General features: G+C 59.5%; 13 protein-coding genes. 8 read left to right on the forward strand and 5 right to left on the reverse strand.

Translation table 11 applies throughout. The features are described 5' to 3' along the window. Positions 1–103: 103 nt before the first annotated feature. The 7 genes from ACA049_RS04835 to ACA049_RS04865 all read left to right on the forward strand — a co-directional run bounded on the left by ACA049_RS04835 (position 104) and on the right by ACA049_RS04865 (position 7268). Entirely contained in the window at positions 104–409 is a 306-nt protein-coding gene (locus tag ACA049_RS04835; protein ID WP_497333541.1) for a DUF3649 domain-containing protein, read from the forward strand. Beyond that, on the forward strand, positions 406–1986 hold the full coding sequence (locus ACA049_RS04840; RefSeq protein ID WP_497333543.1) for a PepSY-associated TM helix domain-containing protein: 1581 nt from the start codon (positions 406–408) through the stop codon (positions 1984–1986). The genes ACA049_RS04835 and ACA049_RS04840 overlap by 4 nt, the downstream gene beginning before the upstream one ends. Then, a complete protein-coding gene (locus ACA049_RS04845; RefSeq protein WP_497333545.1) occupies positions 1987–2310 on the forward strand; it encodes a DUF3325 domain-containing protein in 324 nt (107 codons plus the stop codon). It begins immediately after the preceding gene. Continuing rightward, the gene (locus tag ACA049_RS04850) at positions 2310–2873 is read left to right on the forward strand and encodes an RNA polymerase sigma factor (RefSeq protein ID WP_497333547.1); all 564 of its coding nucleotides are present in this window, start codon (positions 2310–2312) and stop codon (positions 2871–2873) included. The genes ACA049_RS04845 and ACA049_RS04850 overlap by 1 nt, the downstream gene beginning before the upstream one ends. Then, entirely contained in the window at positions 2870–3859 is a 990-nt protein-coding gene (locus ACA049_RS04855; RefSeq protein ID WP_497333549.1) for a FecR family protein, read from the forward strand. The genes ACA049_RS04850 and ACA049_RS04855 overlap by 4 nt, the downstream gene beginning before the upstream one ends. Before the next feature lie 219 nt (positions 3860–4078). Continuing rightward, positions 4079–6508, forward strand: coding sequence for a TonB-dependent siderophore receptor (locus tag ACA049_RS04860; RefSeq protein ID WP_497333551.1), 2430 nt, complete (start codon positions 4079–4081; stop codon positions 6506–6508). A gap of 208 nt (positions 6509–6716) precedes the next feature. Further along, positions 6717–7268: a hypothetical protein gene (locus tag ACA049_RS04865; protein WP_497333553.1), complete on the forward strand. Its 552-nt coding sequence runs from the start codon at positions 6717–6719 to the stop codon at positions 7266–7268. 30 nt (positions 7269–7298) lie between these two features. Here the strand turns inward: ACA049_RS04865 and ACA049_RS04870 are convergent, their stop codons facing one another. Then, on the reverse strand, positions 7299–8174 hold the full coding sequence (locus ACA049_RS04870) for an AraC family transcriptional regulator (protein WP_109635950.1): 876 nt from the start codon (positions 8172–8174) through the stop codon (positions 7299–7301). A gap of 138 nt (positions 8175–8312) precedes the next feature. Here ACA049_RS04870 and ACA049_RS04875 point away from each other — a divergent pair, with 138 nt between their 5' ends. Continuing rightward, entirely contained in the window at positions 8313–9215 is a 903-nt protein-coding gene (locus ACA049_RS04875; RefSeq protein WP_497333555.1) for a DMT family transporter, read from the forward strand. A gap of 28 nt (positions 9216–9243) precedes the next feature. Here the strand turns inward: ACA049_RS04875 and ACA049_RS04880 are convergent, their stop codons facing one another. The 4 genes from ACA049_RS04880 to ACA049_RS04895 all read right to left on the reverse strand — a co-directional run bounded on the left by ACA049_RS04880 (position 9244) and on the right by ACA049_RS04895 (position 13190). Further along, complete coding sequence (locus ACA049_RS04880) at positions 9244–9753, reverse strand: DUF2165 family protein (protein WP_497333557.1); 510 nt, start codon at positions 9751–9753, stop codon at positions 9244–9246. A 140-nt stretch (positions 9754–9893) separates the two neighbouring features. Then, positions 9894–10868, reverse strand: a complete 975-nt coding sequence (locus tag ACA049_RS04885) for a 2-hydroxyacid dehydrogenase (RefSeq protein ID WP_497333559.1) — start codon at positions 10866–10868, stop codon at positions 9894–9896. 649 nt (positions 10869–11517) lie between these two features. Further along, positions 11518–11895, reverse strand: a complete 378-nt coding sequence (locus tag ACA049_RS04890) for a DUF6124 family protein (RefSeq protein ID WP_497333561.1) — start codon at positions 11893–11895, stop codon at positions 11518–11520. Positions 11896–12221: 326 nt separating this feature from the next. Beyond that, the gene (locus tag ACA049_RS04895; protein ID WP_010463147.1) at positions 12222–13190 is read right to left on the reverse strand and encodes a LysR family transcriptional regulator; all 969 of its coding nucleotides are present in this window, start codon (positions 13188–13190) and stop codon (positions 12222–12224) included. Between the last annotated feature and the right edge of the window lie 233 nt (positions 13191–13423).

Below are 13423 nucleotides of genomic sequence, written 5' to 3' on the forward strand. Positions count from 1 at the left end.
CGGCAATCGGATCTGTTTTGCGTATGAGAATATTTATCATTAATATTGCGCGCTTGCTGGCCCGTGACCTTCGCGCGGCCTCACCCGGTTTCAAGGTCGAAACATGAAAGGCAAAATCAGCACGCTCCCCGTTTCTTATCGATTGGCCGTCACTTCACGCGTGCTGGCCGCGGTGTTGGGCGGCTATATCGTCGCGGCGCTGGCCAGCGTCAGCCTGAGCTTATGGCTGCCGATGGCCCGGGCCGAAGCGGTGGTGACCGGGATGATGGCCTCGTTTCTGGTCTATCTGGTGGCGGTGCTCTGGTGTTTTGCCTGTCGCAGCGCGTGGCAGGCCTGGTTCGGGTTGATCGTGCCGGGCCTGGTGCTGGCGGCGGTATCCGGCCTGGCTTATTGGATGGGCCACGCATGAAAGAGGGATTCCGTCAGGCGATGGCCTGGTTGCACACCTGGACCGGGTTGATCTTCGGCTGGTTGTTGTTCGCGATTTTCCTGACCGGCACGCTCGCCTATTTCAAGGATGAGATCAGTCACTGGATGCAGCCCGAAATACCGGCGCGCTCGGTGACCTCCGAAGCCAGTTTGACCCTGGCGCAAAATTACCTGCAGCAGCACGCCCCGGGTGCCTCACGCTGGCTCATCGATTTGCCGAGCGCCCGCGAGCCGGGCCTGTCGGTGCGCTGGCAGCAGTCGCCACCCACTCCCGGTGAGCGCGGCCGATTCACTGAAAAACTGCTCGACGCGCAAACCGGCAGCGAAGTGCAGGGCCGCGAATCCATGGGCGGCGACTTCTTCTATCGTTTCCACTTCCAGTTGCAAATGCCCTATCCGTGGGGCCGCTGGTTGTCGACCATTGCGGCCATGGTGATGTTCATCGGCCTGATCACCGGGATCATCACTCACAAGAAAATCTTCAAGGACTTCTTCACCTTCCGCCCGCGCAAAGGCCAGCGCTCCTGGCTGGACGGGCACAATGCGGTAGGCGTTCTAGTGCTGCCGTTTCACCTGATGATCACCTACAGCAGCCTGGTGATTTTCATGTCGATGGTGATGCCGGCGAGCATCCTCGCTTCGTACAAAGGGGATGTGCGGGCGTTTTTCGACGACGTGTTCCCGGCCTCCAGCACACCGGAACTGGCAGGCAAACCGGCGCAGTTGGCCCCCATGGCGCCACTCCTGGAACGGGCGCGCGAGCAGTGGTCAGGCGGTCGTGTGGCGCGTTTGACGGTGAACAATCCAGGGGATGCAAACGCCTCGGTGGTGCTGGTGCGTGACGGCGCGGATCGGGTGGTGCATGACGCGGGCAGCGCGGTGACGTTCAACGGCGTGAACGGGCAACAGCTCAGCGCCACACCGCAGCAACCGGTGCCGATGGCGATTGCCGGCAGTTTTTATGGTTTGCACATGGGCCATTTTGCGAGCCCTGTGTTGCGCTGGTTGTACTTTGTTTTCGGTTTGGCGAGCACCGCATTGATCGGCACCGGGCTGGTGGTCTGGCTCGGCAAGCGCCAGCTCAAACATGCGAAAAGCGCCGTGATGCCCTTCGAACTGCGGCTGGTGGAAGTACTGAACATTGCCAGCATGTCCGGGCTGGTGGTCGCGGTGGCGGCGTTCTTTTGGGCCAATCGGCTGCTGCCGGTCGAGATGGCCACCCGGGCGGAGTGGGAAGTGAACAGCTTTTTCATCGTCTGGGGCTTGAGCGTGATTCACGCGCTAGTCCGCCGTGGTCGCGCGGCGTGGGTGGAGCAATTGGCGTTGGCCGCGATGCTGTTCTGCGGCGTGCCGCTGTTGAACGCGCTGACCACGCCGTATCACTTGGGCGCGACGCTGGCTCAAGGCGACTGGACCCTCGCCGGTTTCGATCTGACCTGCCTGGGCAGCGGCCTGTTCCTGGCTTGGGCCGCATGGAAAATGCAGCGCGCCGGGCAAACTGTTCGCGTGGCCAAAGAACGCGCCCGACCGATCACGCTTGAGCAGAAGGTGAACTGAATGTTGCTGGCCTTGCTGCTGTGCTACGGCGGTTTCACCGCGCTGTGTTTATCGATGGATAGGCATCACCTTGACCTGCTGGGGCGCAAGTCGTCGGCCCGGCGGCGCAAAGCGTTCAAGCTGAGCGGCTGGTTGCTGCTGACGGTTTCTTTATGGGCGGCGGTGTCGCAAACCGGTTGGGGCCTGGGGCTGGTGGAGTGGTTTGCGGTGTTGATGCTCAGCGCCTTGTTGCTGGTGTTGTTGCTGCCGTATCGCCCGCGCCTGGCCTTGGCGCTGGCCGGGTTGAGCGTACTCGCCAGTCCCGTCGCCGTGTTTGCGCAGTGATGATCACCACTCCACCTGAATCACACGATGAAGAGCATCGCGGCGCCCGTGCGCATTTTCTTCAGGTGTTCCTGTCCCAGCGTTCGCAGATGGAAGCGCTGGTGAGCCGGCGTGTCGGCTGCCGAGCGACCGCCGCCGACCTGGTGCAGGATTTGTTCCTGCGGTTCTGGCGGCGACCGCTGGTGCAGGTCGAAGAACTCAGCACGTATCTGCTGCGTTGCGCCGGCAACATCGCCATCGACCATTTGCGCAGCGAAGGCACGCGCGTGCGGGTCAACGAAGGCTGGATGCCGGATCAACCGGACAGCCAGGGCAGTGAACCGCAAGCCGCGCTGGAGGCGGGCAACGATCTGCGTCACGTCGAAGCGGCGTTGCGCGCGTTGCCGGAACGCACCCGGCAAATCTTTCTGCTCAACCGCATTCACGGCCGCAAATACGCCGAAATCGCCAAGGCCATGGGACTGTCCCAAAGCGCCGTGGAAAAACATATGATGCGCGCCCTCGATGCCTGCAAGGCCAGCCTGCAGGAACCGCCAACGCGCACGCCAAGGAAAGCACCGTGAATCAGCCCGACCGCGTCACCCCGACGCCTGCTCAGGAGCAAGCCGCGCTCGCCTGGCTGAGCCTGCTTCATGACCAGCCCAGCAGCGGCGATCAACTCACATTCAGCCGCTGGCTCCAGGCCGATCCCGCCCACGCCGAGGCTTACGCCCAGGCGCAAGTGCTGTGGGAACTGAGCGAAGTGCCGGCGCGAACCCTGGCCGACGAAGACGCGTTTGCCTTGCAGGGTTACCTCAATGCCATGAACCGCTCTCGGCGCACCAGCGTTCGGCGCTGGTCGGGCGCGCTGGCCATGGCTGCGTGCCTGGTGTTGATGATCGGCCTCGGCGCGGGTTGGCAGCCGACGCGCTGGATCGATGATCTGGGGGCAGACTACGTGTCTGCGCCGGGGGAAATTCGCACCGTGACGCTGGCCGATAAGTCGCAAGTCACGCTGGATGCCGACAGCGCCATCGCCGTGGATTTCAGTCGCGGTGAGCGCCACGTTCAGCTGCGTCGTGGTGCCGGATTTTTCAGCGTGACCCACACGGGCGATCCGTTTGTGGTCGATGCTGAAAAGGGCCAGGCGCGGGTGCTGGGCACGCAGTTCGAAGTGCGTTTGCAACCGCACGGCGCGCAGGTCACGGTGCTGTCCGGGCGGGTCGGCGTGACGGCGGGCCAGCACGCCGAGCAGCAGGTTCTGACCGCTGGCCAGCAAGTGGCGTATGGCGAAGGCTCGGCGGAAAAACTGCATGCTGTCGACAGCGAAGCGCAGCTGGCGTGGCGTCAGGGCTGGCTCAATTACTACAAGGCCACGCTGGCCGATGTGGTGCAGGATTTGGGGCGGTATTACCCGGGGCGGATTGTGCTGCTCAATGATGAACTGGCGACGCGGCGGGTCAGTGGCAGTTTTCCGAGCAAGGACCCGCAGGCGGTGTTGAGTTCGTTGCAGGGTGTTTTGGGGTTTGAGCAGACCAAGCTGATGGGGCATCTGATCATTTTGCGGTGAGGCTACCGGCCCTTTCGCGAGCAAGCCCGCTCCCACATTTGAAATGCATTCCAAATGTGGGAGCGGGCTTGCTCGCGAAGGCGGCGGCTCAGACGCCATATCTTTCTAGACAAAAAATTATTTTCAAAATTATGGTGAGGTAAACCCGACCCCCATCCGTGTAGTGACTGAAACTGCGAGTCATTCGCATCCCGTAGGTTCTACACAGGTCATTGAGCAATGAAGTCCAGGGCAAAATCGGGTTCGGTCAAACAGTGGTTGGGTGCCTCCGCGTTGAGTATGTCGGCGCTGGCCTTGCTGCCATTGAGCATCGCATCCGCCGCTGAGGCGGCCACCACGCAGCCGCTGACGCAGTTCAGCTTCGCCATCGCTGCCAAGCCGCTGCCCCAGGCCCTGAGCGACTTCAGCCGGGTCACCGGCATCAGCGTGGTCTACACCGATGAAGCGCCGTACGGCCTCACCGCCCCGGCGGTCAATGGCCAGTTGAGCGCCGAACAGGCCCTGCAGCGTTTGCTCGGTGGTTCGGGTTTCACCTTCCGCCGCAGCGACGCCCGCACCCTGGTGCTTGAACCAGTGCCCACCTCGGGCACATTGAATCTGGGCACCACCACCATCAATTCGGTGGCCGATCAATCCATGAGCTATCAGCCGCCGCCTACCAGTTCGGTGATGCGCTCGTCGGCCTTGCTCCAGGAAATCCCGCAGACCGTCAACGTCATTCCGGCGCAGGTCATTCGCGATCAGGCGCCGCGTAATCTGGATGACGCGTTGGCCAACGTCAGCGGCATCACCCAGGGCAACACGCTGGCGAGCACCCAGGATTCGGTGATGACCCGCGGGTTCGGCGACAACCGCAACGGCTCGATCATGCGCGACGGCATGCCGATCGTGCAGGGCCGAGGCATGAATGCCACCGTGGACCGGGTCGAAGTGCTCAAGGGCCCGGCCTCGCTGCTGTACGGCATTCAGGACCCGGGCGGCGTGGTCAACATGGTCAGCAAGAAACCCGAGCTGGAGCAATACAACGCCCTGACGCTGCGCGGTTCGACCTACGGCGACGGCAAAAACGGCAGCGGCGGTGGGCTCGACAGCACCGGCGCACTCGGTGATTCCGGCTTCGCTTACCGCATGGTGCTGGACCACGAAGACGAAGATTACTGGCGCAACTTCGGCACCCATCGCGAGACGCTGGTGGCACCGTCGCTGGCCTGGTTCGGCGAAAGCACCAAGCTGTTGTTCTCCTACGAACACCGCGAGTTCCTGACCCCGTTCGACCGCGGCACGATCATCGATCCGCGCACCAACCACCCGTTGGACATCTCGCGCAATAAACGCCTGGACGAGCCGTTCAACAACATGGAAGGCCGCTCGGACCTCTACCACTTCGAGGCCGATCACGAGCTCAACGACAACTGGAACGCCCACTTCGGCTACAGCTGGAACCGCGAAACCTACGACGCCAGCCAAGTGCGCGTCACCGCCATCGACACCCGACGGGGCACGCTGACCCGCAGCATGGACGGCACCCAGAACGCCATCAGCACCGACCGCTTCACCACCGCCAGCCTCGAAGGCAATGTCGAGCTCGCCGGGATGAAACACGACCTGGTGTTCGGCATCGATGACGAGTACCGCAAGATCTACCGCGAAGACCTGATCCGCCAGAGAAGCCTGAGCACCTTCAGCTACGTCAACCCGGTTTATGGCCGCGAAGTCGCCGGCACCACGGTCAGCCCGGCGGACAGCGCGCAGACCGATGAGCTGCGCAGCGATTCGATCTTCCTGCAGGACTCGATCCACCTCACCGATCAATGGATTTTCGTCGCAGGCGCGCGCTTCCAGGAATACGACCAGTACGCCGGCAAAGGCGTGCCGTTCCAGGCCAACACCGACAGCAATGGCCAGAAGTGGGTGCCGCGTGCCGGTCTGGTCTATCGCTTCACTGATGAACTGTCGTTCTATGGCAGCTACACCGAATCGTTCAAACCCAACTCGACCATCGCGCCATTGAGCGGCAGCAGCACCGTGCTCGACGGCAGCGTTGCGCCGGAAGAAGCCAAGTCCTGGGAAATCGGCGCGAAGCTCGACATGCCGGGCCGCATAACCGGTGACATTGCGCTGTTCGACATCAAGAAACGCAACGTGCTGGTGGCCAACTCCGAAGGCCCGGTGACGATTTACAGCGCCGCCGGCGAAGTGCGTTCCCGTGGCCTGGAAGTGGATTTGACCGGCCAGCTCAGCGACCGCTGGAGCATGATCGGCAGCTATGCCTACACCGACGCCGAAGTCACCGAAGACCCGGTCTACAAGGGCAAAAAACTGCAAAACGTCGCGAAGAACAGCGGCTCGCTGTCGGCGGTCTACGACTTCGGCACTATCGTGGGCGGCGATCAATTGCGGGTCGGCGCGGGGGCGCGTTATGTCGGCGAGCGGGCGGGAAATGCCGTGAACGATTTCGACCTGCCGAGCTACACCGTGGCCGATGCCTTCGCGACCTACGACACCAAGGTCGAAGGGCAGAAGGTCAAGTTTCAGCTCAACGTGAAGAACCTGTTTGACCGCACCTACTACACCTCGGCGGCGAGCCGGTTCTTTGTGTCGATGGGGGATTCTCGGCAGATTTCGTTGTCGAGTACGTTGGAGTTTTAATGCGCTAGTAAGCTGCGCTCGTTGACCGCTATTCGGCGTACTCATGTAGGGTCGCCGATAGCCGATATACTGAGTAGGAAGATGTTTTAATTTCCATTGGTTCTGATTAACTGTTATTTCTGACAGTTGTGAGAAACAAGCAAAACCTATTTACTGAGTTGGTGGTTTGACTATATACATTAACTTTAATATGGGTAGGTTGTTCATAATGTCTCATTCAGAAGCAGTGAAGTCAGATACGCACTACTTAAAACTCATTGGGAAGGAAGATTTTAATGGTGTGAAGCCATTATTTGACGGTGTTCCATCCGAGCTTGAATTAGCGTTTTTTCGAATGGAGGCACATAACCTCGATAGTCAGTACAATTACGTTCTGAGATCCATAAATGCCACTAAGTTTGATGAGGGCGAATATGTCGAAGGTCAGTTGGAAGGAAATGCAATCCTTTGCAACGGTAGTCACTTTTCCGAAGGTAACTCTGGTGAACTAAGGATTTTGTTGAAGCCTGAAAATGTTCACCGGCTTCGCTTTGCAGTCAGTCCTTTTCGTTATCAAAATATATCGCACTTCGAATTCTATGGGCCCTCCGGTAATGTGTTGAAGCGAATCGATGCCGGTTCTGGCTGGATAGATTATGAAGTGCCTTTTCAAGACTCAGAAAATTCCAGTATTGCACGCGTTTCTGTCTATTTTAAGATCTACTTTCATTCACCCGTCGTCGACTCGTTTGAAATATGGCAGTGGGAGCCTTATCAATAATCCGGTTCGTTACAGGTAACCGGCTCAGGACTAACGCAAAAACGCCTGCCGATACTCCCCAGGCGTCCCACCCAACACCTGCCGAAACCGATTGGTGAAGTGGCTCGCACTGGCAAACCCGCACGCCAATGCAATCTCCCCCAACGGCTGCGAGGTCGAACGCAACAACTCTTGCGCCCGGCTCAGCCTTCGAGCCAACACATATTGATGCGGCGGCAGGCCAAAGCTCTCGCGAAACATCCGCGCAAAGTGATATTCCGACAGCGCACACAACGCCGCCAATTGCCCAAGGCTGATCGCCTCGGCCAACTGATTGTCGATGAACTCCACCAATTGCCGCCGCTGATGCGCCGCCAGTCCGCCCTTGAGTCGCAAGCCCTCGCGCATCCCGACCTGGCCGAGCAACACGTGGCTGAGCATTTCGTGAGCCAGGCTGCTGGTGAGCAAGCGTTCGCCGGGTTCGTCCCAGTTGAGCGTGAGCATCTGCCGAAAGCGTCGGGCCTGTGCTGGGTCGTCAAGGAAAGTAGCTTCGCGCAACTGCAATTCGCGCGGTTCGCGGTCCAGCAGCGTGACGCAGCCGAGGGCAAATTGTTCGGGGCTGAAATACACGTGGGCCAGGCGGATGTCGCCGTTGATGACCCAGCCGGACTGATGTTCGGCGGGCAGGATGCACAGCTTGTCCGGGCCGCCCTTGGTGCCGGGTTGGTCGCGGCGGAAGGTGCCGGTGCCGCCGGCGATGTAGCAAGACAAGGTGTGGTGGCTCGGCGCCTCGTAGTCCTGGGCGTCGTGATGGTTGCTCCACAAGGCTGCAGCCATGCCGTCACCGAGCTCGGCGCTGTGCTCGAGGCGAGCATTGGGCGAGCGGTTGAGGGCTTGAAAGACTTGCAGGGTTTCCAGTGCGGGCATGATCGCTTCTCTCCGACGCCTTGCATCCTACTCCGTAGACCTTGCGCTGCCAGCCTCTGCCACGACAAAAGCGCAAGTTTATGCAAGTGCGCCCAGGCTTGGCGCAGGACACTGGACTTCTATTGAGGAGCCTTTGCCATGAACCTTTCGTTGTACTTGCTGACCGTGCTGATCTGGGGCACCACCTGGATTGCCTTGAAATGGCAGCTGGGTGTGGTGGCCATTCCTGTGTCGATCGTTTATCGCTTTGGCCTGGCGGCGCTGGTGCTGTTTGTCCTGTTGCTGCTGAGTCGGCGTCTGCAAGTGATGAACCGTCGCGGGCATTTGATTTGTCTGGCTCAGGGCTTGTGCCTGTTCTGCGTCAACTTCATGTGTTTCCTGACCGCCAGTCAGTGGATCCCCAGCGGTCTGGTCGCCGTGGTGTTTTCCACCGCCACTCTGTGGAACGCACTGAATGCGCGAGTGTTCTTCGGCCAGAAAATCGCCCGCAACGTGTTGATGGGCGGTGCACTGGGCTTGGTCGGGCTTGGCCTGTTGTTCTGGCCCGAGTTGGCCGGCCACACCGCCAGCCCGGAAACCTTGCTGGGGTTGGCTCTGGCGTTGCTGGGAACCTTGTGTTTCTCGGCCGGCAACATGCTCTCGAGCCTGCAACAGAAGGCAGGGTTGAAGCCGTTGACCACCAACGCGTGGGGCATGGCCTACGGCGCCGCGATGTTGTCGATGTGGTGTCTGTTCAAAGGCATTCCATTCGACATGGAATGGAACGCGCGCTACATCGGCTCGCTGCTGTACCTGGTGATTCCGGGTTCGGTCATCGGCTTCACCGCGTACTTGACGCTGGTCGGACGTATGGGGCCGGAGCGAGCGGCTTATTGCACCGTTCTGTTCCCGGTCGTGGCGCTCAATGTCTCGGCCTTTGCCGAAGGCTATCAATGGACCGCGCCGGCACTGGTGGGGTTGGTGCTGGTGATGCTGGGCAACGTGCTGGTATTCCGCAAGCCCAAGGCGCGCGCGTTGCAGCAGTCTGGAAATCTGGCCTGATATTACTGTAGATCGAGCGCGGTAATGTTCAGCGCTCGATCTTTAATGCGATATATATAAGTAACGGCAGCATGAAATCAACAATATGCCGAGCCCAATCCTTGGCATTCCATGTTTGCGATCTGTCCATGTCGAACCATTCGACGCCCACGACCTGCAAACAGACGTAATAGATGAATAAACCGATCAATAGACCAATGATCGAGAATTTTTTTGCTTCATGGAATTCGCGGGCAGACGCATTCAGTTTTCGATAAAGGTGGTAAGTGCCGACCAGGCAGTACACGGTGTAGGTCACTTCGAGGGTGATGATGAGCCAGTAAATGCGGTGGTGCAACATGGGCGAAGTAATGGCCCGGTAGGTGGTTCGTTCATTGTTGTAGGTTGTGTCCATGCTCAGCACATGGGCGACATATTCGTAGTTTGTGGTGTAGTCGGTGAAGTTGCTAAACATCACCAAAAGTCCAAAAATGCTTATATAAGCCATCAGTGTAATCTTGCTGATTCTGATGATCTTTTCAGCTGTGTAGTTGTTCAAGATGATGGTTCTCCATGTACAAAGTCCGGGGTCGGACAAGTAGAGGAGAGTCTAAGGTGCTTAACTTTTTTTTGTCGGTTGACTGAATTGCTAGTTGTGTAAAGAAACGGGCAGGCACTTATTGTGTCTGCCCGTTTTAGTTAGCCTTTCCAGACTTGCGGGTTGACCAGATCTTGCGGCCGCTCGCCCAACAGCGCGCTGCGCAGGTTGGCCAGCGCGCGGTTGGCCATGGCCTCGCGGGTTTCATGGGTGGCGGAGCCGATGTGTGGCAATGTCACCGCGTTTTTCAGCTGGAACAACGGCGACTCGGCCAGCGGTTCTTTCTCGTAGACGTCCAGGCCTGCGCCGCGAATGCGGTTGTTTTGCAGCGCTTCGATCAGGGCGGGTTCATCGACGACCGGGCCGCGGGCGATGTTGACCAGGATGGCGCTTGGCTTCATCAGGGCCAATTCGCGGTGGCTGATCAGGTGTCGGGTTTTTTCGCTGAGCGGGACAACCAGGCAGACGAAATCGGCTTCGGCCAGCAATTGATCCAGCGTGCGGAATTGGGCGCCGAGTTGTTGTTCCAGTTCGGTCTTGCGGCTGTTGCCGCTGTAGAGGATCGGCATGTTAAAGCCCAGCCGTCCGCGACGGGCAATGGCCGCGCCGATGTTGCCCATGCCGACGATGCCCAGGGTTTTGCCGTGTACATCGCAACCGAACAACGGCGCGCCGACGGTGGCTTGCCATTGGCCGGCCTTGGTCCAGGCATCGAGTTCGGCGACGCGGCGGGCGCTGCTCATGAGCAGGGCGAAGGCCAGGTCGGCGGTGCTTTCGGTGAGGACGTCGGGGGTGTTGGTCAGCATGATCCCGCGTTCGTTGAAGTAGGCGACGTCGTAGTTGTCGTAGCCGACGGAGACGCTGGAGACGACTTCGAGTTTCGCGGCGTTTTCCAGTTGCGCGCGGCCGAGTTTGCGACCGACACCAATCAGGCCGTGGGCGTGGGGCAGGGCTTCGTTGAATTGAGCGTTGATGTCGCCGTTTTTCGGGTTGGGGACGATGACGTCGAAGTCTTGCTTCAGCTGTTCGACCATTTCCGGGGTGACGCGGCTAAAGGCGAGGACGGTCTTTTTCATGGGAGGAGGGCTCGTCGGGGCTTGGTGAATGCCAAGCACGCTAACATTCTTCCCCGTTGTTGTGCGAGTGCCCGGATTGCCGGGGTGGCCCCGATCCCCTGTAGGAGCTGTCGAGTGCAACGAGGCTGCGATCTTTTGATCTCGCCCTTGACCTTGGCGGCCTGAAAGCCGACCAGGCTCTTGTTGATGGTGTACATATCCATTCCTGCGGTAACGGCGGCTGGCGGTTTCGCCCTTACGGCGACTCACTTTTTTTACAAGCGCCTAAAAAAAGTAAGCAAAAAAACGCTCGCCCCAACGTCCGGCACCTCGCTAAGGCTCGGCGTTCCTTCGCTCCTGTATCCATCCGGGGACACTGCCCTACGGTCTGCTTCGCGACGACCTACATGCAGCGTGTTCGACTGCGTCGAACGGCGCTGCGCGCCACTCCCCGGATGAACACCTCCACTCAGCCTCCCGAAAGGGGCGGGTGGATCAAGATCAAGAGCTGCAGGCGAGCTAACGCTCGGCCTATTGAGTGGTGAGAAGCGAAGCATGTACACCGAATCCTTTGTAGGAGCGAGGCTTGCCCGCGAAGACGGCGTGTCATTCAACATTGATGTCGACTGACACGCCGCCTTCGCGGGCAAGCCTCGCTCCTACAGGGGGATTAGCTGTTTGGCGCAGGTTTTGGTATGGCGACGTTATCCAGCATCCGGTTTGCGGCCAGTTCGGCGAGCATGACGATCTGTTGAATGGCCATCGCCTTGTGCCGGTGCGGGCCTTCCAGATAGTCCGCGAAGTCACTCGCCATCACGCTGGCCTGAGCCAATGACTCGCAGGTATGGGCCAACAGGTCTTCGTCTTTGATATCCGGTGCAATCAAAAACATAGTGCTGGGTTTGCGGATGGCAGGGGATTTGAGGGCTGCAGGGTTGAGGTAGTGATCCAGCGCGCGTTCGGCGGCTTCGTTGAGTTTTTTGGAATCGAGGGATTGGTAGGGGGAAACGTCGTCCGTTTCCGGAGGATTTGGTGTTTCTTTGATCATGAAAATTACTCGATTTGGGATTAATCGAGCTGCCGTTTTCGTTTCCAAGCGAAAGGGTGGCAGCCATGCGCGGTCTGGAAAACCGGATATCCCACCAAAACCGGCAGACCCGAAGGTCTCCCGCGCACAGCCGCCATAACAAGGAATTGCGTGCAGAAAAAAGCGCCGCAGTATGCCATGTGCTGTGATGGGAATATCAGGTTTCCAAGCCTGGCCGCTGATTTTGCAGCGACCCACAAAGCCTACCCATTTCCCGTCCGACCCAACAACCGACAGAACCCGTCGGAAACATTCCCCAAAATCACCGCGTCTGTAGGACCGTGAAATCAGTTCGCCACCCGAACCCCGCCCAGACTCCCACTCAATTCATACGCCACCAATTCCGCCTGATGCGCCGCCAATATCTCCGGCAACGACCCGCGCAAGTACTCGACCCACGTTTTGATCTTCGCATCCAGATACTGCCGCGACGGATAGATCGCATACAGGTTCAGTTCCTGCGAGCGGTAGTTCGGCATCACCCGCACCAGCGTGCCGTTGCGCAATCCTTCGATCGCCGCGTACACCGGCAACACGCCGACGCCCATGCCGCTGATGATCGCGGTTTTCATTGCATCCGCCGAGTTCACCAGGAACGGCGAACTGTTGATGGTGACCATTTCCTGGCCTTCCGGACCGTCGAAAGTCCATTTCTCCAGCGGGATCACCGGGCTCACCAGGCGCAGGCACGCGTGGTTGAGCAGGTCGCTGGGTTTGTGCGCGCAGCCGTTGGCTTTCACATAAGCGGGCGAGGCGCAGACGATGCTGTAGGTGATGCCCAGGCGCTGGGAGACGAAGCCCGAGTCCGGCAGTTCGCTGGCCAGCACGATGGACACGTCGTAACCCTCGTCGAGCAAGTCCGGCACACGGTTGGCCATGGTCAGGTCGAAGGTCACGTCGGGGTGGGTTTTGCGATAGCGGGCGATGGCGTCGATGACGAAGTGCTGACCGATGCCGGTCATGGTGTGCACTTTCAGCTGACCGGCCGGGCGCGCATGGGCGTCGCTGGCCTCGGCTTCGGCTTCTTCGACGTAGGCCAGGATCTGCTCGCAGCGCAACAGGTAGCGCTTGCCGGCTTCGGTCAGGGCGATGCGGCGGGTGGTGCGGTTGAGCAGGCGGGTTTGCAGGTGGGCTTCCAGGTTGGAGACCGCGCGCGAGACGTTGGCCGTGGTGGTGTCCAGTTGCACGGCGGCGGCGGTGAAGCTGCCGGCCTCGGCCACGTAACTGAAGGCGCGCATATTTTGCAAAGTGTCCATGGGGTGCTCTCGGGTGCGATGGCAAATTGTGACACGAAGTTACGGGGGCAGTGACCCCGACCAAGGGATTATCGCGTTAACGGTAACAAAGATTCACAGGATTCCCAGCTTATCGCCAATAAGACCCACCCCTAGAATTGCGCCCACCTTTGTAGGAGCTGTCGAGTGAAACGAGGCTGCGATCTTTTGATCTTTGCTTTTAAAGGCAACATCAAAAGATCGCAGCCTCGTTT

The sequence above is a fragment of the Pseudomonas sp. LBUM1662 genome (assembly GCF_059695915.1).